This is a genomic window from Ruegeria denitrificans (genome assembly GCF_001458295.1).
Lineage (GTDB): Bacteria > Pseudomonadota > Alphaproteobacteria > Rhodobacterales > Rhodobacteraceae > Ruegeria > Ruegeria denitrificans.
The window spans coordinates 96,274-119,459 of the sequence record NZ_CYUD01000001.1; the positions used below are offsets into that span (position 1 = coordinate 96,274).

At 52.5% G+C, this 23,186-nt stretch carries 17 protein-coding genes and 2 pseudogenes; 15 read left to right on the forward strand and 4 right to left on the reverse strand.

What is annotated here, in order from left to right:
• Nucleotides 1-221 precede the first annotated feature (221 nt).
• The 4 genes and pseudogenes from RUE5091_RS00440 to RUE5091_RS23475 form a co-directional block, all read left to right on the forward strand.
• Nucleotides 222-1,481, forward strand: coding sequence for a BamA/TamA family outer membrane protein (locus tag RUE5091_RS00440; protein WP_058279921.1), 1,260 nt, complete (start codon nucleotides 222-224; stop codon nucleotides 1,479-1,481).
• Nucleotides 1,482-1,801: 320 nt separating this feature from the next.
• On the forward strand, nucleotides 1,802-3,937 hold the full coding sequence (locus tag RUE5091_RS00445) for an adenylate/guanylate cyclase domain-containing protein (RefSeq protein WP_058279922.1): 2,136 nt from the start codon (nucleotides 1,802-1,804) through the stop codon (nucleotides 3,935-3,937).
• A gap of 61 nt (nucleotides 3,938-3,998) precedes the next feature.
• Nucleotides 3,999-4,073 (forward strand): annotated as a pseudogene (locus RUE5091_RS23915) (IS6 family transposase); the annotation flags it as partial.
• 44 nt (nucleotides 4,074-4,117) lie between these two features.
• A pseudogene (locus RUE5091_RS23475) lies at nucleotides 4,118-4,247 on the forward strand (integrase); the annotation flags it as partial.
• Between the two features lie 163 nt (nucleotides 4,248-4,410).
• Here the strand turns inward: RUE5091_RS23475 and RUE5091_RS00455 are convergent.
• Entirely contained in the window at nucleotides 4,411-5,979 is a 1,569-nt protein-coding gene (locus RUE5091_RS00455) for a tannase/feruloyl esterase family alpha/beta hydrolase (RefSeq protein WP_082643505.1), read from the reverse strand.
• A gap of 118 nt (nucleotides 5,980-6,097) precedes the next feature.
• On the opposite strand from RUE5091_RS00455, the gene RUE5091_RS00460 reads away from it, so the two are divergent.
• The 11 genes from RUE5091_RS00460 (at nucleotide 6,098) to RUE5091_RS22480 (ending at nucleotide 16,661) form a co-directional block, all read left to right on the forward strand.
• On the forward strand, nucleotides 6,098-6,931 hold the full coding sequence (locus RUE5091_RS00460; RefSeq protein ID WP_131726251.1) for an efflux RND transporter periplasmic adaptor subunit: 834 nt from the start codon (nucleotides 6,098-6,100) through the stop codon (nucleotides 6,929-6,931).
• A gap of 339 nt (nucleotides 6,932-7,270) precedes the next feature.
• The gene (locus RUE5091_RS00465; protein WP_058279925.1) at nucleotides 7,271-7,534 is read left to right on the forward strand and encodes a DUF3489 domain-containing protein; all 264 of its coding nucleotides are present in this window, start codon (nucleotides 7,271-7,273) and stop codon (nucleotides 7,532-7,534) included.
• Nucleotides 7,531-7,944 carry a DUF2924 domain-containing protein gene (locus RUE5091_RS00470; RefSeq protein WP_082643506.1) on the forward strand — a complete coding sequence of 138 codons (414 nt, stop codon included), beginning with the start codon at nucleotides 7,531-7,533 and terminating at the stop codon, nucleotides 7,942-7,944. Before RUE5091_RS00465 ends, RUE5091_RS00470 begins: the two co-directional genes overlap by 4 nt.
• Entirely contained in the window at nucleotides 7,944-9,572 is a 1,629-nt protein-coding gene (locus tag RUE5091_RS00475; RefSeq protein ID WP_058280334.1) for a recombinase family protein, read from the forward strand. The genes RUE5091_RS00470 and RUE5091_RS00475 overlap by 1 nt, the downstream gene beginning before the upstream one ends.
• 616 nt (nucleotides 9,573-10,188) lie before the next feature.
• The gene (locus tag RUE5091_RS00480; RefSeq protein ID WP_058279926.1) at nucleotides 10,189-11,613 is read left to right on the forward strand and encodes a site-specific DNA-methyltransferase; all 1,425 of its coding nucleotides are present in this window, start codon (nucleotides 10,189-10,191) and stop codon (nucleotides 11,611-11,613) included.
• Nucleotides 11,613-12,035 carry a DUF5681 domain-containing protein gene (locus RUE5091_RS00485; protein ID WP_058279927.1) on the forward strand — a complete coding sequence of 141 codons (423 nt, stop codon included), beginning with the start codon at nucleotides 11,613-11,615 and terminating at the stop codon, nucleotides 12,033-12,035. Before RUE5091_RS00480 ends, RUE5091_RS00485 begins: the two co-directional genes overlap by 1 nt.
• The gene (terL, locus tag RUE5091_RS00490) at nucleotides 12,013-13,452 is read left to right on the forward strand and encodes a phage terminase large subunit (RefSeq protein WP_082643507.1); all 1,440 of its coding nucleotides are present in this window, start codon (nucleotides 12,013-12,015) and stop codon (nucleotides 13,450-13,452) included. The genes RUE5091_RS00485 and terL overlap by 23 nt, the downstream gene beginning before the upstream one ends.
• Before the next feature lie 115 nt (nucleotides 13,453-13,567).
• Nucleotides 13,568-13,993 carry a DUF6508 domain-containing protein gene (locus RUE5091_RS00495; protein WP_058279929.1) on the forward strand — a complete coding sequence of 142 codons (426 nt, stop codon included), beginning with the start codon at nucleotides 13,568-13,570 and terminating at the stop codon, nucleotides 13,991-13,993.
• A gap of 304 nt (nucleotides 13,994-14,297) precedes the next feature.
• Nucleotides 14,298-15,611 carry a hypothetical protein gene (locus tag RUE5091_RS00500; protein WP_058279930.1) on the forward strand — a complete coding sequence of 438 codons (1,314 nt, stop codon included), beginning with the start codon at nucleotides 14,298-14,300 and terminating at the stop codon, nucleotides 15,609-15,611.
• Nucleotides 15,601-16,209 carry a hypothetical protein gene (locus RUE5091_RS23380; RefSeq protein WP_207383704.1) on the forward strand — a complete coding sequence of 203 codons (609 nt, stop codon included), beginning with the start codon at nucleotides 15,601-15,603 and terminating at the stop codon, nucleotides 16,207-16,209. The genes RUE5091_RS00500 and RUE5091_RS23380 overlap by 11 nt, the downstream gene beginning before the upstream one ends.
• Nucleotides 16,210-16,220: 11 nt before the next feature.
• On the forward strand, nucleotides 16,221-16,661 hold the full coding sequence (locus tag RUE5091_RS22480; protein ID WP_243470687.1) for a thermonuclease family protein: 441 nt from the start codon (nucleotides 16,221-16,223) through the stop codon (nucleotides 16,659-16,661).
• 244 nt (nucleotides 16,662-16,905) lie between these two features.
• Here the strand turns inward: RUE5091_RS22480 and RUE5091_RS00515 are convergent, their stop codons facing one another.
• The 3 genes from RUE5091_RS00515 to RUE5091_RS23005 all read right to left on the reverse strand — a co-directional run bounded on the left by RUE5091_RS00515 (nucleotide 16,906) and on the right by RUE5091_RS23005 (nucleotide 23,184).
• Entirely contained in the window at nucleotides 16,906-17,250 is a 345-nt protein-coding gene (locus tag RUE5091_RS00515) for a hypothetical protein (protein WP_131726252.1), read from the reverse strand.
• A gap of 145 nt (nucleotides 17,251-17,395) precedes the next feature.
• Entirely contained in the window at nucleotides 17,396-22,726 is a 5,331-nt protein-coding gene (locus RUE5091_RS00520) for a sacsin N-terminal ATP-binding-like domain-containing protein (RefSeq protein ID WP_058279934.1), read from the reverse strand.
• Entirely contained in the window at nucleotides 22,723-23,184 is a 462-nt protein-coding gene (locus RUE5091_RS23005) for a hypothetical protein (protein ID WP_131726253.1), read from the reverse strand. The genes RUE5091_RS00520 and RUE5091_RS23005 overlap by 4 nt, the downstream gene beginning before the upstream one ends.
• Nucleotides 23,185-23,186 lie beyond the last annotated feature (2 nt).

Below are 23,186 nucleotides of genomic sequence, written 5' to 3' on the forward strand. Positions count from 1 at the left end.
CGAGTGCGGCTTATTTCTCCAGAACCAACTTTCTGCGTATCGCGAAGTGGCATTCGTCAGTTTTTGAATTGTCACACCGAAACATTCTTTTACCGGTAGCGCTTAAAATCATTATCAAAATCCTTCGACCTTTTATATTCTAAAATACGAATGAAAAGGGGACTTTAGACTTGATTTCTGAGGTGCCAAAGCCACGCGATTGCAGACCGAACGCGGTCGCCATGCAACTTTTGGCCTTGTTTCTCATGTTTAGCGCTTTAACGCCTTCGGTGTTGGCTGAGGAAGTTGAGGACTATTCCGGTCTCAGACTCAGCCTTCCATTTGCCTTTTATAATGAAACATTTGGTCTGAGCGCAGGCTGGGTAGAAGGACGGGTAGGTTATCTGCAACCTCAGGCTAGGATACTTGGCACAATTATTGCTGGTGACACTGGCTCAGCAACAGGTTTTCTTGCTGCGGAAGACTTACAGGTCCCTCGATGGAAGCGCCTCTTTATCGATCCCATATTTTCTCTCGGTTATTACAACGACGCAGACACATATGTAGACGGCAATCCGGATTTCGCAGGGGAGCGAGCTGGAACGAATGACTCGAACAAAGACAACTTTGTCACAGGAAGCGGTTCGGACGTGTTTTCGCGAGTCCGGTTCAAGTATCTTTTGCCGATAGGTCACGGTCGCAATCAAGTTGTTCCTGACTACAGTATACGCGATGGCTTCCTGGTTTCCGGCGCGACAGGTGGATCGTCTCTGAACCCATTTGAAAGTGGGCGAAGCTTTTTTGAGATAAGGCCGTTTCACAGAGCGTTGGTGAGCGACGGAGATGATTTCGACGGCGAGTTACGAACGAATGGTCTTGATTTCGTCTACTTCTGGGATAACCGTGACTTTCCGGTGAACCCCACGAAAGGCGTTGGCCTCAAGCTGCAATACTCAAGGGATTTCGGCTGGTTTGACAGCACAGATTCCTGGACTGTGATGCAGGCTGAATTTGATGCCTATCACGATTTTGGTGAGTCTGCGTGGTTTCGTAGTCGTGTGCTTGCATTCGATTTCTGGACTGCAGACACACCGTCATGGAGTGAAAATGGTGGAGTTATCTCCAATCGTCCTCCTCCTTACACTGGAGCCACGCTTGGAGGTTTGTTTCGTATGCGCGGCTTTCCGGAAGAGAGATTCAATGATCGTTCTGCCATTTATTATTCTGCGGAACTTCGCATGACTCCGCATTGGAATCCATTCGACCAATGGCCCTCCGCCCAAGAACTGTTGGGTGTTGAGTGGGTACAGGTTGTTCCATTTGTTGAGATGGGGCGCGTCGCAGGCAGTTACGATCTTGGCGAACTGCATTCTGACATGAAATGGAGCGCTGGTATTGGGTTGCGCGCCTGGGTTCAAGGCTTTGTAGTCAGAGCAGATACCGCATTTTCTGACGAAGGAGTTAGGCTGCAAATGATGATTGGACAACCATTTCAGTTTTGAAACGAACGCAGTTTCCTTCAGCCCAATACTACTATTTCTACGGTTTGGAGATCTTGGAAGCCAATTTTCGAAGTGCTAACTGTGAAGGCAGTGGTATGTGCCACAACAAAAGCTTAAGTGCGAGTGTTCAATACATTGGCGAGGCTTGAACCCCCGTCTGACGATCCACCCGTTTGGGCGAACCAAAAGCGCTAAAGGAGCCAAGGAAGAACACTAGTGCCAATACTTTTTTGTCCTAAAGGACCAATTTCCTCAAGATTTTCATTATTGAGACGACGAGCGGCTGGACTTCCATTGCCACATTTCAACTAATTGCCGGTATGAAAGTACGTCTCCATATCGGTGTTGCGATATTATTCACGTTACTGACATTAGTCGTAACAGCAATGCTGGTTGCCATTCTTTATTTTGGCAACAGAGAACTCGCCATTCGTACCGCGAAAGAGCGGATGGCCGAGGCCAGAAGCCAGTCAGTTGATGAGATGCTAACCGTAATACGCGGAGCGGGAAATGTCGTATCTTCTACATCTGTCTTTCTTTCTAAGTTTACGGAGTATGCTGGCTCAAGTGCAGGATTGGACGTGCTCTATTCGCAGATGCAGGGTAATGAGCACTACTATGGTTTATATTTTGGAGAGGAAAAATCCGGCGACTTTTTCCAAAACATAAACCTGCCAAAACACTGGAAAACCTTTGGGCCGAGCGCCTTGCCAGTGCCGGAAGGAGTAGATCGCGTCCAACGAATAATTTCCGATCAATCTGGCGAGCGCGTCGAAACATATTTTTGGTCCAATGGCCGTTCGCTGGCCACGCCATTTCGTAGTGGAACCACTGTCTACGATCCTCGAACGCGCCCTTGGTATCGCGGGGCTTTAGAGCAAAGCGGCATTTACGTTTCACCGCTTTATCAGTTTGAGAGCACAGGGCGTCTGGGTGCAACGTTCTCAAAAACCGTAGTCGACGACGAAGGTAAATTGCTTGGCGTCGTCGCGCTCGACATAACAATATCGGCACTTTCGCAAATCCTAGACGATATCAGGATCGGCGATCATGGTTTGGTTTTTATGTTGGATCGCGAAGGTCGCCTACTATCGTACACCAGCTCGCGGTCCGAAGGTGGAGCGGCGCGCTTCGTGAGTTCCAATACGAACGAGTCAATTGAAGGCAGTAGCAAAATTATTGACAGTGTCATTGATAAATGGCGAGAAAGTCAGCAGGATTTTTTCCGCATAGCTTCAGCATCCGATGAAAGAAACTATATCACATCTGTGATGCCAATCCCTGAAGTCTTCGGTGCCCAACCTACGCTCGGGCTTATAGTGCCGGAAGATGAGTTTATCGGAGAAATAAAACGAAACACGACCCGTGCTATGCAAATCGGCGTACTTGCTTTGTTTCTGGCTGTCGCATTTACCTTTGTTGTCGCCCGACTGTTGAGCAAAAATCTTGTGCGCGTGGCCACGGAAGCGAGAAAAGTCAGTAACTTTGAACTAAGTGAGAACTTGAACCTGAAATCAAATATTCAGGAAGTCGCCGAACTCGAAACAGCCATTGCAAGTATGAAGGCTGGATTGTCGAGTTTCGGTGCGTTCGTACCAAAGGAGCTGGTGCGCTCTATCCTTTCAAAAGCAGAGAGAATTAGCGTTGGGGGAGAAACGCGCGACGTGACTCTTATGTTCGCCGATCTCAAAGGGTTTACGCGCCAAACCGAGGGACTTGAACCCGAAGTTCTGATGCCTGCTTTGTCCGAGTATTTCGAAACAATGGAAAAAGAGATATCCGGTAATCAGGGTACAGTGGACAAGTACATTGGAGATGCCATCATGGCTCTATGGAATGCTCCGCTCGATGATACTGATCACCCTGTCCATGCTTGCCGAGCAGCTTTGGCGTGTTTACAGGCTGAGACGATACTCAATTCTGATAACGGAGCTTTACCGTTTCGTCCCTTGCACACACGTTTCGGCCTACACACGGGTCGCGTCGTTGTCGGTAACGTTGGGTCTCTCTCAAGATTGCAATACACTGCGCTTGGTGCTGCCGTTAATTTTGCTTCCAGACTGGAAGGGTTGAATAAAGTTTACGGCACAAGAATTCTCGTATCGTCAGATGTGGCCGTTCATGTCGAGAACAAGTTTGTGCTGCGCGAAATTGACTTTGTCGTGCCTGCTGGAACTAGCTTCCCTAGCCGCATCTTTGAACTAATCGCGGAAAAAGATGATGACGGTGGTTTTCTGGTGAGCGCAGCCAAGAAACGCGAACTCGAAGAATGGAGCTCATGCTACGCCTTATATCAGTCGGGAGAATGGGGTGATGCATTGGACGCGCTGGAAAGGCATCGAGAAACCGCTTCCAACAAGCAGCTTGTGGATATCTTTGCCAAAAGATGCAAAAGGTTTGCGTCTAAACCACCGGCCTCTGATTGGGATGGCATTTACTGGTTCGAGAAGAAATGAATGAGAGGTCGGTCGTGTCAGAACAACTTTGCTTGAGCGGGGCAGGACGGTTGCGTAACTTTTGTCCATGACCAGACCTGCCTCCTTCAAGTACTTCAAAACCAGTCCCGAGATAATCCGCCTTGCGGTGATGCTGTCAAACTGGCGTCAAAACCATGGAGAAGGGCGTTGGTTGATCGCATTTACCAGCGCACCTAACCTTCGGGCCGTCCAGCTTCTGCTCGGACATACAAAAGTAGATAGCACGGTTAGGTATCTTGGAATCGAACTCGACGATGCATTGAGCATTGCAGAGAAGATCGATCTTTGAGGATTTGGCAGACGGCAGCAGCCGTCCGTCATCTCAACTTAAACCGAGTGTTCAAACGTCTAGACGCGAACGGCCGCTCCTCTGGATAGCAGACCTTATTCCTTTTGCGTTCGATGACCTACTTGCGGGACTAAGCCGACTTTCGGTGTTTACCTGTATCACCTCAGTTGCCTGCGTCACAGTTGAAACTCGCAGGGTCCCGGGGGTCGCCACGACCGTCATATTGGGCAACACTTGGATAGGCGCAAACGGGTCGGCCACCGGCTGGCTGAGCGCTGTCATCCAGCCAAAGGGCCGTAATGTGATCAGGCGCTTCTCCGGTTTCCGCCCACTTGTCGATCTCAACTAGAAAATTGACCCAGGAGGGCCCGGGACCGCCAAAGCAGTGCTCTACGCCGGGCATCATGAACAGGCGAATATCGTCGGCTGCACTTGGATCATGAGCCAGAACGTCTTCGTAATACCCGACCATTGCAAGGCCCGATTGCGCGTTGTCGGACCAGCCGGAATACAGCAGCATCTTGCCACCACGAGCGCGGTAGGCGGACAAATCCGGGTTTGTCGCATTCAGAGTCTCCGCAGCCGCGGCAGAATCCTGTGCATAGGTGCCGAAATCGAAGTTCTCATAGGTCCAATTGGGATCGTGATAGACGAAATTCTGCATAATGCCGTTGCCAAAGCTGAAAAAAGCGCTCGGCGACACAGGTTCATCAAATCCACCTGATCCGACGCCCTCCTGGAAGCTCCCATCGTCGTCCTGATACTTCATGCCACCTGTCAACCAGCGGCTCCAACCTCCCTCGGCTGTTTCGCCGCCAAATGGGAAACCGTAATACAAGCTGTCGCCATCGGAGTTCTTGGGGCCGTCATAGACCGCCTTGAACGCAGCAACTTCTCTGGCGCTCAGACAGTCTTCGGAATTGTCGCCTTCGCATTGCAGGCTGGCCACGTCAAACCCGCACTTCCGGGGGTCATTGAGGATGCCATCCTCGAGCCCATCCAGCCCATCGCAGACCGCCAGATATGAACTCTCGACCAGCGCCTGAGCTTCTGGCCCAATGACAGCCTCTTCGATATTGTTTGGGTCTGGGTACATCGCCTGGTTGATCTGAGTTGCCTGCACGGCAATTCCCGTCCAGTCAACCGCATAGGCGCCAGCCGCAACCGCGTCAAAATCTTCTGGGTAACGCATAGCGGACATTATTGCCTGTCCACCGCCCCGGGAGCACCCGGTAAAGTAGCTTCGAGCAATTGGTTTTTCATAAAATGCCTTGGTCAGGGCCTTGGCTGTGACTGCTGTTCGATGAACTGCCAGATGTCCGAAATTGACCAGCGCCTCGAGGTCGTTGAGGGCCCAACTGGCGTCGGCTGGATGCCCCTGATGTCCTGTGTCAGTGCCGACAGTGGCGTAACCCAATTGAAGTGAGCCATCGATAAGGGAGGTATTCATCACGGAACCGACGAATCCGCCTCCACCGCCCATGACAAATTTGCCGTTCCAATTTTCCGGTAGCAGGAGTTCGAAATTGATCTTGCCACCAATCACACCGGAAACTTTGCAATGTGGCGCAGGGGCGGGCACTTCTGCGACCGAAGCAATTGAAACATCGGGGAGCTCAGGCAGGGTCTGGTTCGCACATATTGGCCGGGCATGGGACGGGCATCCAATTGCCGACGCGCCCAATACAGCGCAAGCCACAAGTTGGTATGCTTTAGTAACCTTTGTGTTCATTACGCTTCCCCCTCAACGGAATAACGAGTTTTGCCCCAAAGCTTTTGGCTAACTTCCGATTTATGTTAGGTCATAGACTGGTTACCGGATACCCACCTTTGTCAGGAGACTTAGAATTTTGAACGCCCGTATTTTGCTCGCCTTGTTTGTGATTTTCCCCGTGTCGGCTCTCGCTCAAGGCGTGGACAAACTTGCTGACAAGTTGGCCGACCTGCGATTTGAGGGGCGTATTGAAGCCAGCATGCGATCTCAGGTCGCCAATTCTGTAAATGGCTTTCTGACCGATATCCATTTCACAAAGGGAGACCGCGTCGAGGCTGGCCAATTGCTCTTCTCGTTGAGCAGTGTGGTGTATGAACATCAGGTAAATGCCGCCCAGGCTCTCTTGGACAGGCGGCAGATTGAGTTGGCCCAAGCCGAGGCAAATGTCGAGCGTGTCAGCAAGCTCGAAGACAGGGGAACCGCGACGCAAGTGCAGCTAGAGGATGCGTCGGCGCGGCTCGCGCTTGCAAAGGTTGCCGTTGACGAGGCGCGGATTGGGCTGGATCTTCGAAAGCTTGAGTTGGCCAGTACAACGATTACCGCACCTATTGCGGGGTACATCGACTCGCCGCGCCTGACCCGCGATGCCTATCTCAAAACCGAGACTGGAAAGCCGCTTGCGGAAATTGTTCAGGTTGACCCAGCGCTGGTTTCGTTTGCGCACCCATATGACTCTTTGCTGGAGTTGCACCATGCCGCCCCGGAGCGCATCGAAGAGTATCTGGATCGTTTCGCTGTTCACGTGACGTTGCCGACAGGAGAACGCTATGAGCAGACCGGAAAAGTGGCCTTCGTTGGAACAGAGTTGAATTCCGATGGCGGGTTGCAGGTCTGGGCGGAAATCCCGAATCCTGAGGTCATACTTATTCCGGGATTGCAGGTAAGTGTCAGCATCGAGCTAAAAAAATAGATCGTGTCACGTTTCCCACTGTGGTTTTACCGACTAATTTTAATTCGAAACATCAGGAAAAGCCGACCCTGCGTGGCTGAAACTGCGGCCCGCGCAAATGTCGAAGATGGGCTCGGTGCTGACATCCGAGCATTTTACTCAGATGACTGCTTAAGAGCGGAAAGCAGACACAGAAGCCTGTGCCCTGCGATCTAGTGAGGCGAGAACATTTTTTACAACTGGACTGGACTTCCTGGCGGTTCAGAGCGGTACTGTCTGTGTCGCATTCGCCCGGGATCACCGGGCTCCACTCAGTACGGGGCGAGGGATGGACCTTTGCTCGCAGAGTGGAGAAACACGATGACTACACGAAATGCGGTAGCGCAAAGTTCGGCCAGAACCACAAAGTTTGGCAAAAAGCTGACCCGTCATAAGCAGCTTCACAGAATGCTCACGCGGAAATCCGGCGTCACAATCGCACAACTTCAAAAGACCTTCGGTTGGCAGGCGCATACGGCACGCGCCGCGATATCCGCGCAGCGCAAAGCCGGATGCGTTGTGGACAGACTGGAGACAGACAAGGGATCGGTTTACCGAATTGTCGAGGCGCAGAGCACCCAATGAAAGTGGAGCAAAACGAAAAGGTATCGATCCTGATATCAGAGATCGCCGCCCTTGATCGCGCTGCGTGCCTCGACCGATGGCGTGAGGCCTTCGGTCGCTTGCCCCCAAAGTATCTTTCGCCACAGTTCATGAAGCGGGTGCTGATCTGGGATATGCAAAACAAAACGCTGGGCAGTGTGTCAGCGAAAACCACCCGACGCCTGAAGCAGATTGCGGCTGGGAAAGTGTTGCCCACGACCGCCAGGCCTGGGTCTCATCTGGTCCGGGAGTGGAACGGACAGACCTATCAGGTCGAAGTCACTGAAGGCGGGTACGTCATGGATGGTATAACGTGGCGTTCCCTGTCAGCCATCGCAAAGCACATCACCGGAGCGCATTGGTCAGGCCCGCGCTTCTTCGGGGTTCAATGATGCGACGTATCCGCTGCGCCATTTACACGAGGAAAAGCTCGGAGGAGGGGCTGGAGCAGGATTTCAATTCGCTGGATGCCCAGCGGGAAGCCTGTGAAGCTTACATCTCCAGCCAGAAGCACGAGGGATGGGAACTTCTGCCGGACTACTATGACGATGGCGGTATCTCGGGCGGTCATCTTGACCGCCCTGCGCTACGGCGGCTGATGCAGGCTGTAGATGAAAATCGTGTTGACCAGATTGTTGTCTACAAGATCGATCGGCTGACTCGTTCGCTGGCTGACTTCGCGAAACTGGTCGAACGTCTCGACGCAGCCGACGCATCGTTTGTGTCCGTTACTCAGTCCTTCAATACGTCTACCAGCATGGGCCGCCTGACACTCAACGTTTTGCTCAGCTTCGCCCAGTTCGAACGGGAAGTCACCGCTGAACGCATCCGGGACAAGATCGCAGCCTCGAAACGCAAGGGTCTGTGGATGGGCGGGAATGTTCCACTCGGGTATCAGGCGGATGGCCGAACGTTGAAAATCGATGAAAAAGAAGCTGAGATCATCAGGGCGCTCTACGATCTCTATCTGGAGCATCGGAGCATTCTTGATGTGAAAGAGCAGGCTGAGGCACTGGGTCTCCGTTCGCGCCGTCGGGAGCGCCCGGGCGGACGTGTGGCAGGCGGTAAGTGCTTTGACCGCGGACACATCCATCATTTGCTCAGCAATCCTATCTATTCTGGCCGCATCCGACACAAGGGTCAGGTTTATGAGGGGCAGCACCCTGCCATCGTTGACCCGGCAGTGTGGGAGCGGGTGCAGCAGCTTTTGACGGATGGAGCGGCAAGGGAGCGTGGAGTAAAGCAGAAAGCGAAGCGATCACTGCTCGCCGGAAAGCTTTTTGATGAAACCGGAGATAGGCTGACGCCCAGCCATAGTCGCAAAAATGGGAAGCGTTTGCGTTACTATATCTCCGGCCGGCTGGTGACGGATCGCAGTCAGAAGCATTCTGATGCGTGGCGGTTGCCGGCAGAACAGCTCGAGAGCCTCCTGGTCGAAGTGATCAGGCAATATCTGAAGCGACCGAACGCCGTGACATCAATGGCGCGGGATATGTCAGCGGCCGAGATTGCTTCAGCAACGGAGCTTCTCAGAGATTGCCAGTCCGTCAGGAAATACCTCGGTCTGATTTTGCGGGCAGATTTGCAACAGGGGTCTCTGAGGGTGCAACTGGATCTCCAGGCACTGGCACAGATGATTGAGTGCAGGGTAGATCAGGTCGATGCCAGGGAGCTAACAATCGAAGCGCCATTCCGGATGCGCCGCAGAGGCGTGGAGCTGAAACTGCATCTTGGCGATTCACCGCCTGAGATCGATCAAACACTTGTCCGCAACGTCGTTAAGGCGCGCCGGCGGTTGGCGATGATTATTGATGGCAGAACGTTCTCAGAAATTGCGGAAACAGAGGGCACTTCCAAACGACGAGTTCAGGATGTGGTCGATCTGGCCACGCTGGCGCCTGACGTCCTGGAGGCCATCGCTGCAGGCGAACAACCTGACGGTCTGACCACGGATTACCTGATCAAGTCCGGCTTCCCTGCTATCTGGTCAGATCAGCACGAACAGTTCGCTGCGCTCTGATCTGCAGACTCTCCCAAAGTTACCAAACTCGTACCGCCGGAATCGCGAACTGAGACTGCGGCCCGAAATCGACCATTGTTGCGCATAAACTAGGGTCTCAGCTGGAATAGCCGGATGATAACCTGCTGAAAGCAAGCGATAATATGCGGCACAATATTCAGTGCGTGATTTTAGGGAAAATCATGGCTGTGCTTGCAGTCTCCAGCTATCCAGTCTCGCGATTTCCCTGAGAACAGGGAAATTAACAGGGAAATTTCGAAAGCACATTCCTACGTCGGGGCAGAGGGTATTCTCTTGTACCAGAGCACTGTGTTCCGAATTGCGACCTCACCGCTTCATCGGCCGAATTCCTGTCTACTAGAACGCTCAAGGCACCGCTTTAGTCAACTCGAAAGAGAACGAAACTTAAGGACCTTCGCTGCGTTTGTCAATCAAATCATAGGCTTATATTGACTTGGGCGGCGACTCATTATATTAATGCAGCGTGGCGAGATGCCCGGCCGAGGATTCCGGTGTCTCGTTAAAATTGTGATGGACGACCTTTTTGGTATTCCCGTCTCGGCCTGGTCGACGCCCCATCGCGACTTTCCTGAAACTGGATTTCAAGGAGGGCGTGATGACGACCTATCCAAAGCCGGCGAGTCCGGAACATTCAATTTCTAAGAAAAACGATCTGCTGTCTGAATTGTGCGTTGAGGCAGTTTCAATCAACGATTTGCAGCACGCAAAACACAATGTTCAAAAGCAGAGCAATCGGCAGATAGCCAAGTGCCGAGCGTCGATCGGACGTTACGGCTTGAAGCGTCCGGTTTTGATTACAACAGACAACGAAATCATCGACGGTCACGCGATCGTCGAAGCGGCCCGTCAACTCGGGCTGACAGAACTCCCGTGCATTCGAGTGGCGGATCTCACCGACTTAGAAGTTCGTGGCCTGAGAATTGCCCTGAACCAGATACAAAAAACCGGGGAGTTTGACCTGCCCAAGCTGACTCTCGAACTGGCCTACCAGCTCGAGTTCAACACGGATCTGACAGATCTCGGATTTGACCCGCCGGAACTCGATGGGCTGTTTGAGACGCTGCCTGAAGAGGGGAGCTATCCAGACCTAGCGGATCAGATCGCTTCCTCGATACACTCTGCGTCCCCAGTCACTAAGGTCAATGATGTGTGGCGGGCTGGAAATCATCTGGTTGCATGCGCCGACATGCGGAACTGTGGTCTGTTATCTAAGCCGCTTGGCGAAAAACCAGTCGATTTGGTCTTTGCGGACCCTCCTTATAACACGAAGGTCAACGGTCACATACGCGTCGGCAACTCTGGATTTAATGAATTTGCTGAAGCGTCAGGTGAGATGTCGATCGAAGAATTCATCCTGTTTCTGATCGCCTTTCTGAAGAGCGTGTTGTCCAGGCTGAAGCCCGGTGGCCTAATATACTGTTGCATGGACTGGCGGCATGAGTGGGAACTCCACCAGGCGATCCGGGCGACAGGTCTCGAGCTGCTGAATAAATGCATCTGGGTGAAGCCAAATGGCGGGATGGGATCGTTCTATCGGTCCCGTTATGAAACGGTGTTTGTGCTGAAGAAGACCGGCGCATCGCACACCAACAACGTTCAATTAGGCTCATACGGTCGATATCGGACGAATGTCTGGGAATATGCTGGCGCCACCGGTGGACGGGCGGACGAAGCAGACGACTTTACGCTGCATCCGACGGTCAAGCCGGTTCGCCTCGTACAGGATGCCATCCTCGACGCGTCGGCGGTTGGTCAGATTGTTATGGATCCATTTTTGGGAAGCGGCACAACGCTTTTGGCCGCAGAACGAACCAAACGTGCCTGTATCGGGTTGGAGATCTCGCCTGCCTATGTGGATGTGGCAATCCGTCGTTGGCAAGAGCTGACTGGCAAACAGGCAACTCTTCTAAAGACCGGCCAAACCTATGCTGAGAGGGCGGCAGAACTTGCGGTCGGGACCGATGAGTGCGCCGAACCAGAAACTCTGGAAAACGATTCCGGGACGGAGGAAATATTCTGATGAGCAACAACAAGAACCGTTCCAACGTTGGGTTCGGCAACCCGCCAGATGCCCACAAGTTCAAGCCAGGTCAGAGCGGCAATCCTGGCGGGCGACCAAAGGGCTCAAAATCATGGAAAACCGTTATTGAGGCTGAGCTCGCCACAGAAATCGGCCTGAAGGAACAGGGCGTCGAATTGAAAGTCACCAAAATGGAGGCTTTTGCTAAGCGCCTCGTGTCGGACGCACTGGCAGGAAATCCCAAGGCGTTGGGCGAATTGCTCCGGCAACTCAACAAGTACTTTGGCGATGTGACACCAGCCGAAGCAAAGGATTTGCCCGCCAGTGAAGCAGATGTCCGCTTGCTTCTGAAATACGCAGAGAAAGCAATAAAGACCAAGGTTCAAAACGGAGGGGCCGATGACCAAGCCAACGAATTCTGAGTTCTACGCTCTTCTCCGGCTAAGCTTTTTGGCCTTCGTCGCAAAGGTTTTTGAGACCTTGCACAACGGCAAGGAGATGCACGACAACTGGCACATCGAAGCGATTTGCCATGCGCTCGATCAAGTCCAAAATGGAACCGAAAAACGGGTCATGATCCACGTTCCGCCGCGGTGTCTGAAGTCGATCATTGTTTCCGTGGCATGGCCCGCCTTCGTGCTTGGGCATAAGCCGGGGCTGCAAATTTTTGTTGTTTCGCACAACCTTGATCTGGCGACCGGTCTTGCCAACAAATTCCGTCAGATCGTCAATGCCGACTGGTACAAGGTCGCGTTCCCGACAATGTCTGGGGCACCGCTAAAAGACAACGAGCGGATTTTCGTTACTGACGCTGGAGGGTTCAGAGAAGCCATTTCTGTCAACGGCGCTGTTATCGGCAAAGGGCCAGATATTTGCATTATGGACGACTTACTGGACGCGTCGGAGGTGGCCACTGAGAACGGCTGCGTAAAGGTCAACCATTGGATCGATACGTCGCTGTCGACGCGACTGAATGATCCGGCAAGCAGCGCAATGGTTCTTGTGATGCAGAGATTGGCCATAAATGATCCGGCCGCGCACCTTCAAAAACCTGAAGGTTGGCGCTGCTTGAACCTCCCGGCAATCGCCGAAGAGGACCAAATTGTCCCCATCAGCGATGTCGAAGATTATCACTTCAAGAAAGGTGAGCTTCTTGATGCGGCGCGATTGCCAATGGATGTCCTTGACGTTCAGAGGGCTAAGCTGGGTGAGGCAAACTTCCTTGCTCAGTATCAACAACGCCCTGTTCCCGCGGGTGGCGGCGAGATCGATATCAGTCTCTTCCAGCGGTATAAGACTTTGCCAAAAGCATATGATGTTCGATTCCTGAGTATTGACGCAGCCTCAGGCACACAGTCAGGGTCATACAGCGTCTTTCAGGTGTGGCAAGTGACGAACGGAAACGTCTATCTGGTGGACAATCAACGCGGATATTGGACCTTTCCGCAGCTGAAAAAGCGGGTGGTTGATACTCAGATCCTTTGGAAAGCTGACTTTGTCGCCATAGAGCGTGCCAGCTCTGGTCTTGCTCTTCTTGAGGTGCTTTGGGATTACTATCCTGACAATATTCGGCGTACTCTTGTTCAGGGACTTACATTTAAAGGTTTGTCGAAAGAAGACAGGGCTGCCAAAGCCATGGTCCTCGTGGAACAAGACCTGGTTCACATACCTTATGAAGCCGACTGGCTAAATGATTTTTTTGCGGAACTTGGCGCGTTTCCCGCAGGGTCAAACGATGATCAGGTTGACGCTTTCTCACACGCCATTGAGTTTTTTCGCAAGTGGCTCGTGAGCCGCTTCAACCCGGAATACAGGGGGCGAGGGCGTGTCTTGAAATAGTGGTGATCTGTTCTTCTCGTGTGAAAACGAGTTCTGGATAAATGCCAGGCGTCAGAGGTCACGTTGACCGCTGAGCGGCAAAGGCAGCGTTTCTGAAAAGTGTAGGAGGGTGCAAATGGAAATCTCGTCGGAAGATCGTGAAAGGTTGCAGGCTCTGGCTGCATTTCTTCCAATTGTTGAGGCTGCAAATTTTACAGCCGGAGAAATGGTGGTCCCTCCTAACACGCCCAGCGGTGTCACGCGATTTCCATACGCCGCTCCCAGCGATCCGGTTAGTCAGTTTTTCGAGATGGTGTATGAGAAGAATTGGGTAGCGTCCTTCGACTGGACGGAGTGGAGCAGCTCGCAAGAAGCCAAGGAGCTGTTCGCGGAAGATGGGCTCGCCCTTTCCAAAGCAAACACCGAGCAGTTGAGCAGAATGCTGACAACTTGCGTTCGTCGTGAAAAGTTCGCTGAAGGTTCGTTAATTGCCGATTTCGAGTCTGGTCTGATGGTACGGATAATACGACGCGCAGATCAATTGCTGCATGAGGCAGATTAAAGGCAGTTGGGCGATCTACTCGTTCCCTTTTTAGGAACCGGTGAACACACTTCAAATGGCGGCTTGGAGCACAAAGACGCCATTTGATCCGATTAAAACCGCGGCCGAATTGAGCGGTCGCGGGATCCAAACATGGCAAGATGGATTTCTGAACTTTTCGGCTGCCGTATTCGCGCAGCGGTAATATGACAGGTTTTGTCACCCACGAAACTTATTCTGGAATCGCTAACGAACAGCACCGGTTGTTTCGCAAGTACAGCGGCGGTGTTTTTGCGTGCGAACATTGCGAGTGGGAATTGGTAAATTGAACAGTGAAAGTAGAAAGATTATTGCCGTTGCGTTTGGTGCAGAGTTCCTCATCATCAGTGCTGGTTTGTCGTTGGCCGCAGCCATCGGCTTGCAGTCCTTCGGTGAGCATCAAGACCTTACTCTTGCGATGTCGGCCGCAGCATTTCCGCTGATCCTCGCTTGCCTGGAATTCTTCAAGATACCGGCAGGCTATGCCCTCTACAGGTCGCGCTGGATCATGAAACCCTTTGCCCTTCTATTGCTCCTCGGTGGCATAGTTGCCACCTTTGAGACTGTAACGATGGCAGGATCGACATGGTTTCGCTCGGTACAGCATGATGTCCAGCTGGCACAGACCGAACTGGAAGCGTTGCGGCAGCGCAGGGAAGGACTTGCAACGGACGTGTCATTTGAGGCGCAACAGGCTGTGATCGCAGCCCTGCAAGCACAGCTGGACAATCTGACAACCTCCCCTGCAAGCAAGGACCTGAACGCCAAGCTCGTTCAAGCCAAGGCAGATCGCGCGGCGCTTCTGCAAAGGGCGTCCGAGATGCGCGACAAGTTTGGTTCAGAATGGGATGCTCAAACAGCCGACAATGAGCGTCGGGCGGCCAGCGATAATCCAGTAATTCGTAGTCAGGGAGAAGCCTCCCAGAGATCTTTGCCGACACGCGCGAACTACATTGCTAGTGAAATGACACGCTGGCAGGCAGGCGAGGGCAGTCTGATCGAGGCTGAGGTCAAACGGATCACTGCTCTGATTGCAGATGCCGAAGCAGAGCAGGCTATCCTGGTTATATCGGAAGACCCCGGACCGGAAATCGCGATTGTGCAGGAACAGCTTGCCCGGGCGAACGACGCCCTCCTGCAGGCTCAGAATGCCGCCGCGCAGGCTGTGGTGGACAAACTTACTCTGGGGGTCGAGATAGAGAAGGCGCGCCTGCACGTGGCTGAAAAAGCAGGAGCTTCGATCATCTATGACATTGCTGCAAAATGGTACGCCACGCCGATTGGCGAGGTCACCGAGAAACAAGCCAACGTGGTAACCAAGTGGATCGTTGGAGGTGTGGCGACCGCTGCAGCGCTGTCTACCGGTATGGCTGCTTTTGTTGCCGCGCATATCGGGTCTTCGCCTCCGGCCTTGTCCATTGGACAGGCCTTACGGCGGTACGTTCTGCGCCGACGCTGGCGGCGGAAAAAAACGGTAGAGAAGATCGTCTACAAAGACCGGGTCGTCCACAAATACCTGCCAATAACCGGGGGTCTGACCGACCTCAAGGATCGGTCGATCAGGGAGGAATTGAAACTGAGGAGCGTCAATGATGGATAAGGTTGAGCACGATTTCAGCGCCATCGAACAAGCGTTGGCCCAAAATGAGGCGCCGATGCGGATGCGCGAGCGGATCGGTAAAGGTGCTATGGCCGGGTTGGTTATTCTTGCTGCCGGTGTTGCAGTAACAGTTGCGGCGCTTGGCATAGGCAAGGGGATCTTCTGGGCAAAGGAAGAAAAGATCATCGAGGTCGAAAAGACTGTTGAAGTTCCGGTGGAGAAAATCGTTGAAGTCGAAAAGATCGTCGAGGTGCCCATGTCCGCGCCGTCGCTGCCGCAGGCCCCGCCCCAAACGAATGCGAAGATTGTACGAAATTACACAATTTTTCAGAACGTCGATGTTCCTGTTGTTGCAGGGAAGTACAACGACGACTGGTTTGTAACGGCCGGGCATAATTACAAAACCAGCCAGCAGCGCATTTATGATGAAGCATACTGCTACGCGATGTCATTTATCGATGGTGTCTATGTTCGTGTAAACCTGTCGACGAAGTCGAATGCGGGCATTGTCACCAACGAAGTTGATTTAGGAGCTGAGAAGATGGGTGTGAACATAGCTGACCTGCGCCAGATGCGTGGCCTGTGCCCTTATCTTTAAGGAGTATATTGTTGAAACCGTTTTTGATTGCATTTGCTTTGCTAATGGGAAGAGCGACGAACGCTATGGCTGGTGAGCAACCCGACGTGGTCGGCGCAGCTCAAATCCGCGACGTCGATACGGTCGTTGTATCCGGCGTACCGATCCGCTTGAACGGTGTCGACGGCCCGGAGCTCGGCACAGCAGCTGGGCGAGACGCGCGACGCTGGATGGTAAATCATCTGCGCAATAGAACCGTTGCCTGCTTCCTTACCGGAGCAAAAACATACGACCGCCATGTCGGTTCATGCTTTATTCAAGAGAACGGAACAAAGCGTTGGATTGATATCGGGGCTTCAGCAATATCAGCGGGCCACGCCCTCGATTGCCGTCGTTACTCTGGCGGAAAATACGCTGACCTCGAAACACCTGCAGCAAAGTCAAGGATCAAGCGAGCCGACTATTGTAGGTAAACACCGGCTTGCTCTGCGGTTGAGCCAGTTCGCAGAAGCTTTTTGTGAGAGCCTGCAAATCAAATTGCCTTTTAACTTTATTTTCTTGGATCTAGCGCTGCCGATAACGGTAAGTTGTTTGGTCGAAACCTAGTCCAGAGAACCCTCTTACATGGACAAGCGGTGGAGCTTGCGATGCCGGCATCTAACATTCGTCCGCATTTGATAGCCTCTTTTGAGAAAGTCGATCCTTTCAAAAAAAATACTACCCGACCTTCCCTTCTTCGACCGACCCAGTCTCCGGTATTCCTAGTGCTTCAGCGATTTCTGAACCGACCTCGTATTCCTGCAAGCTTCCTGGAGCAAAGGGTAGGAACCGTACGGTTCCATTTGGAATTGGCTTGCATCGGACAGACATGCCTTCTTTCAGTGTAGCTTCGATCACCTCTAGAGGGTCCTCCGTTCTGATGACTTGACCACCATACCGGTTCTCGTTTTTCGGTCTGAACATGTAGCCTGGATTCTTGCTGCCACCATTCTTGGCAAGCCGGTAGAGATTACCATCGGCGTGGCGGAAGACCACACGGCGGGTTCTTGTAAGATTTGTCAAAACTCGTCCTCCTAAATTATTGTATTCAGTTAGCGCACCCAAAACCACGGCAATTCTCCGAACTTAGCAACCGACGAACTCACATCAAGAAGTTTAAAAACCATTTTTCGATCATGATGTTACGTTGTTCATCTCGCTCCAAATGTTAGCGGCGCTCAAACCGCAGACGAAGCGAACCGCGTCCCGCGACAGAAAACTGCGCCTGAGTTTCTTTGTCCATCGGGTTGGGAAGTTCTAAAACACACCATTTCTCCGGCGAAAAGACATAAGGAACATAGAGAATGCGATATCGTCTGCGACCAGTGCGAGAGGCCGAGCTAGCGACGCGAAGCTCGTTCGAGGTCAGTTCAAATTCACATCCATCCTCCAAGGTGGACTTGACCTCAAACATCCAGTCGATCTTTGGAGTCTGCACAAGAAAGTCGTAGCCGGCTGAGTCGTCACCTTCGCTACCACCAAAGAAATTCATTCTATTCTCTGAGACCCACGAGCTCTCGTCGACGGCATCGGGAAGTCGTCTTTTAAGGTACTGATAGGCTAACCATTCACTCGTGATGCCCATTGCGATCTTCTGCGTTTCTGTTAGCCGCCTTGCTCGCTGTGCCTTTTTGCCACTTTCTACGTTACCGCTGCCAGAACCTGATTCCGATAATCCGTCAAGCTTTACCAGCCTAGTTCGCTGACGGCTCCGTTTGAACCAGCCATCGTCGAGCGCGATAGTGGCCTCGGCAATGCTTTGCATAGCTGTGGCAAAAGAAGGGTCGCCTGGATCAAGATTACGTCCGGCAAATTGGATGATCCGCTTGCTGCGATCACGCTCCTGCTGCTCTATAGCCTTCCGCTCCTGTTCCTTGCGTACTGAACTTTCGTCAAGCCCTAGGCTTTCCGGATCAATGCTTGCAGGCATTTCCTCGGGCCATATGCCGACGCGCTTGCATAGAGCTGCAACTCGGTCCGCGTCGACCACATCGAAGTCAAGCAAGCCCGCATTCTCCACAAAGCGCACGACGTCCTGCGCCTCTTCTCGTTCCCAGATGTCTGGAAGGTCAGCATGGTTCTTGCGACACCACACTCCTATTATGGGTTTGGCTTCGTTTGCAAAGGCGCGAACCACTTTGCGGTTCTCACTAATCATCTTATCAAAAGACGGAAGTTCATCTTCCGGTAATTCCCCAAACGTCTCTGCAAAAGAAGCCTCCACATGCTCGACGACCATCTGTCGGTCTAGCGTTTCGAAATCGAGGACCCAAGCTGGTTCAAACGGGATGAAGTTTAGCTCGCGCCTTGAAAGGTAGGTCGAAAGGTCCTTTCCGAGCCGATAATCCTGAAGATGTAGCAGCCGCAATCGGTCCCTTAATTCGGGCGACATCTCGCGCAAATACGCTTCGAACATGGCCCGCAATTCCGCTTCGCTTGATAGAGTCTCCTCGCCGATCGACTGGAGCACTCGGTTGAACCGTCCGTAGTGAAGGTCCAGCTCTGTCGCAATCGAACGACGATCAGGACTAGTCTCACAAGCAGCGAGCAGATCGCCGGCAGCTGGAGAGCTTGTTGAAAGATGCGTCTCAAGCCAATTCCGAATACTAAATTCAGCTCCTTGTTCCATGGCGGCATCAGCAAGGCCCCGAGCCAGATCGACATTCTCATAATATGCGACGATTGGAACGATCTGGTGTAGGACGTGCGCCAGGTCGGTCCGCATCCCTGCGCGCATGTCTTCGACAATTCTAACGTCACATCTAAGCGCAGAGGCAAGCTCGGTTTCGGTCGGTCGCTCGAGAGAACCAAAAGGGCGTCCTTGAGCCAACCGTAGAATGGCTATCTCAAGTGATCGCAGTCGAGCATGGATGAGTTTGGAAAGCTCGGCTGCAATGATTTCTGCAAGTCGCGGCCAGTCAATTGGGATATCTTCCGTCAGTATAAGCGTCGGTTTGGCATCATCTTGATAGGCGTACCACTGCATGCGACCGCCGCTCGCCACGTCCTGACCAGCTACGGTCAGCGAAATTGAATTGCATCTACGAATCCTGATCAACCGAAGTCTCTTGTCGAGATTCGTGGCGAGGATACCTCTCTCAAGGTTCTCACCAATCACTTCGTTGGCAATGACTGCAACTTCAGGAAGCCAGTCTAGGCCTAAAGAAACTAGGTACTCGTCATCAGACGACGGCACGAAAACTGAACCATCCACCAGCAATCGGACTGAGGCATGGTCCAGTTGCTTCGCTGAGTAGGCCTCGACATGTCCAAAACTTTCTTCGATGACCCCAAGGTCCACTTCGCCCAGCTCGAGTACCGACACGCCAGATGCGGAGAGCGCCCGCGCCTCAAAGTTCTGCGCGTTTTCCACGAGGACTACCGTAGTCTGTGCACTTTCTTCAACTTCGATCCTTGTCAATTTCCCAGAACGATACACGGCAAGAGGGAGGTTAGACGGTAACTCGATTTTGTTTTCGGCGATTTCTTTCCAGGCTTGACTGTATTCGCGACGAAACTTTCCAATATCCCCAGACCGTAGATCCGCGACGCCGTTTGCCAAAGCAATAAGGCGTTGAGTTGCAGTGTCCGTACTGGTCCAATCGAGAAGCCCAAGCCTATCACTGAACACGATCTCAGCGAGCTCGTCTCGGTCCAAGAGCACTCTCGCGTCCTCTGAGAGACGAGGCATGAAAGCCGGAACACCTGATCTTTTGGATTTCGATGCCCAGCATTGGTTTGGCAAAAGAAAGACACGCTCACCGCGCAGGTCTGCATTCAGCCACTCCTCGGACTGCAGGAAGGCACCTAACGGTGTGACAACGCGGCGTTCATTCCAATCGCGTTCCAAACGATCATAGCGGCCAATCCTTGCGTAAAAGAAATTGTCGAAGTGACAAGAGATATGGTGGACAAGCAATTCATAAAACGCCTCCCGCAAATGGTCTGGAAATTCATCGTATTCAATCTGGCCTGGCAGCCGCCAAAACTCGCCACTTAGTGTGTAATCGGGCGTGTTTGGATGGCTAAAGTAGGTTTGTTGCGCGAGCCTTGTCCACTTTCCTGTTAGGCCCCGGCTTGCATCTCCAGTTTGCAAAAGCTCGTCCCAATAGTCAGAGGGTGATCCACTTCTGTCAACTCCGGATGCTATCGGCTTCAGACCATCAGTAACACCCAAGAGACTCAGGAATATTATCCACTTTCGGCTGCTCTCCGGACTTTGCGTGCTCCACTCGCTTAGAGGCTGGAGAAGCTGGTTTCTTGCTCGCATGCAGTCATCCGAGAGCAGTGATGCGTCACTAAGGAACGCTTCCAAGCGCCTTCCGGTACCGCTCCATGCACTCGAAAAAACGGCTTCAGCTGCTGGTATCCACCCTCCGACCGTCGGGACGTGCAAGTTGGCATCTTCAATTGCGGAGGCCGCACTTTTACCCGCTGCATCCCAAACACGAAATGCCCAATCGAGAGCGTCCATCCGCCTTTTGTCGCTGAGCCTCCTGCCCAGCGCTGCGCTCAGGCCGGAAAGCGCCTCTATAGGATCGAACAGTCGAACGAGCCCTGCATCGGATAACGTCTTCAGGACTTCACCGGACAGAGCGATCTTTTCATCAAAAAAGCGATAGCCTTTGGTTAGGGAAGACGGCGGTAGAGGAACATCACCTTTCTTGCGCTTGCCGATTTCACTTGCGCCGCGAACGAAGAGACCGCGGCGGTCAACCGCATCATGTCCGCCGGCCGCACGCAGCTTTCCCTCCCGGTCGAGAAGAATCTCAGCTCCGTCAAGGCTTTCTAGCGTCACCCCGGAAGCCTCGCAGAGAGTCACCAGATCTTTGTAGAACTTGGCCCATGTCACCGGCTTTGCAGACCGCTGTACAAGCGATTTCGCGTAAGCTTCCAACCAATTGGCAATCTCATTCGGTGATGGTAGGCGAGAATACTCCCAGCCAAAGCGGCCCCAAATGCGCCCCGCCATATCGCGTAGCCTTTCAAGACGCTGACTGTCCAAATCGCCGGATGTCAGGTGCATTCCCACGTGCTTAACGATTTCGCGCGGCTTCAACAGAACAAAATTGGCGTCTGGCCAGATGCTTACTTCAGCAATCGTTGACCATTTTTGACCGTCTTCGGTGGGGTTGATCGGAATTAGTCGAAGTTCTGTCAAATCCAAGTCGGCGGCTTCGACCGCTGCGTCCAGTTTTTGTGCGGCGTCCCCTTTCCATGCGATCAAGTCAAATACACTGCTGGCGGGAACATCGAGCTGCTTTTGCACGGCAGTGAGTGCACCGAAAAGACAGGCTTCCGCAATGGCATCCATGAGCAGGTTGTTGAGCGGAAGGTTAAGGTCAATATTGCGTCGGTCGATGTCGGCGTAAAAAGGCGCATCAATGTGCCCCAAAAGGGGCGACCCGGCTTCGCTCGCCATCGGAAGAAAATTGTACAGCTGTCCGTCCTCAACTGCTGCGGTGGACATCCCTACTGCAATAGAAACAGACGGTTGTCCCTTCCAGTCCAACCAGCGTTTCAGAGGCGCTACTCGATCAATGCTATCTTGCACGGCCTCAAGAACGCGTTTTTTATCAACGTCTTGCTGCACAAGCAGGAAGCGTCGCCGCTCACCCACTTCGATCGCCGACACTCGTGGATGCAATGGGCCATCCGCCTCACGCAGGATTGTCTGGCGTCTGGTCAATCGACGGCTACCAGTCCTTTTTCCCTCAATTTCGACATCAATGCGAACCTCCGCGATTCGGTCTAAAAAAAGGAGCAGCGGGTGTTCCAAGTTTGCGATCTCGTCCACTTGCTGTAACACCAAACTCACCGCAGATGAGGATCGTAGAGGAGCGACGACCACCGTAGCAAAACCGGCAGCCGCGAAGCGTTCTATCTCGGGAGGAATTTCATCTAGGGGTTGTGGCACGAGGTAACGCGGAATTGTCTGCGCGATGACATCTGCTTCATCTTCGCTAACGTGCTGGTCGTCCAGTTCTGACAACAAGATACCACGTATCTCAACCGGTCGAGAAAACCGAAAACAGTATCCATCGAACGCATTGGGCGAGCGGTTCTCCGATCGTGAATAGATATGTACATCGTCAGTAATCGTCTCGACACTGCGAAAGCCGAGCCCCTTATTTCCAATTCCCTCGCCAATCTCCTTTTCGCTGGTCGCCAAGTTCGTGATGGCGTCCACGTCACGCTCTGTGAATCCGCGCCCTTTGTTGGCCACATAAAGGTGACCTTCGGTTTCTGATGTTTTGACAAATTTGATCCTGATCGCACCGTTGTCACCCACGTCATGAGCATCGTGTGCATTCTGGACGAGCTCGAAAAGAACTCTATCCCCGTATTCAGCGCTTATAACTTCGCCCGAATTCTTGAGGCTTTTGTAGGTTAGAAGACGCTTGCGATGTGCATCAAGGGCATTTGAAAGCGCATTACGGGCCTTACTCTTCAGAAGGTAGGAGAAACCATGGGACGCAATATCTGTGGGGATGTTCAACTGTTTGGCCTCGTCTTGCTAGTCGACAAATGGGAGCAAAACCGGGAAAGCTGCTTTAGTTTTTCCTTTGCCTGTGAACTCCTCAAATTGGTTGACCCAATTCGATTAAGCGCGCCCATTTCCTGATGTTTGGAACCCATTTCCGCATAGTGAATTGACGAAAAACCCTTTGCGGAAAACGTGTTAGCTGAGTTTTCTACCAATAATCCTTCAGGCGATAACTCGAATGAAACCTCGCCTTTGGGACTCGGTTCAGTGGGTGCGTCGTCTGCGTTCAGAGGAAGTTTGAGAAATGCGCGAACTGTGTAATCGATTTTTGCGTTGTCTTCACTTCCAGCAAAAGAGAAAACTAATTTTGGTTTTAACCGCAATGCGATCCAATCCACATCTGCAAGCCGATCCTTAAGTGACTTTTTCGAGTTTTGAGGTAATTCTGAGATAATCTTTTGAATATCCACCT

What these genes read in the sequence shown, in the direction of transcription:
- RUE5091_RS00440 (WP_058279921.1), top strand. Translation starts at nt 222, where the DNA reads ATGCAACTTTTGGCCTTGTTTCTCATGTTTAGCGCTTTAACGCCTTCG.
- RUE5091_RS00445 (WP_058279922.1), top strand. Translation starts at nt 1,802, where the DNA reads ATGAAAGTACGTCTCCATATCGGTGTTGCGATATTATTCACGTTACTG.
- RUE5091_RS00455 (WP_082643505.1), bottom strand. Translation starts at nt 5,979, where the DNA reads ATGAACACAAAGGTTACTAAAGCATACCAACTTGTGGCTTGCGCTGTA.
- RUE5091_RS00465 (WP_058279925.1), top strand. Translation starts at nt 7,271, where the DNA reads ATGACTACACGAAATGCGGTAGCGCAAAGTTCGGCCAGAACCACAAAG.
- RUE5091_RS00470 (WP_082643506.1), top strand. Translation starts at nt 7,531, where the DNA reads ATGAAAGTGGAGCAAAACGAAAAGGTATCGATCCTGATATCAGAGATC.
- RUE5091_RS00475 (WP_058280334.1), top strand. Translation starts at nt 7,944, where the DNA reads ATGCGACGTATCCGCTGCGCCATTTACACGAGGAAAAGCTCGGAGGAG.
- RUE5091_RS00480 (WP_058279926.1), top strand. Translation starts at nt 10,189, where the DNA reads ATGACGACCTATCCAAAGCCGGCGAGTCCGGAACATTCAATTTCTAAG.
- RUE5091_RS00485 (WP_058279927.1), top strand. Translation starts at nt 11,613, where the DNA reads ATGAGCAACAACAAGAACCGTTCCAACGTTGGGTTCGGCAACCCGCCA.
- terL (WP_082643507.1), top strand. Translation starts at nt 12,013, where the DNA reads ATGACCAAGCCAACGAATTCTGAGTTCTACGCTCTTCTCCGGCTAAGC.
- RUE5091_RS00495 (WP_058279929.1), top strand. Translation starts at nt 13,568, where the DNA reads ATGGAAATCTCGTCGGAAGATCGTGAAAGGTTGCAGGCTCTGGCTGCA.
- RUE5091_RS23380 (WP_207383704.1), top strand. Translation starts at nt 15,601, where the DNA reads ATGATGGATAAGGTTGAGCACGATTTCAGCGCCATCGAACAAGCGTTG.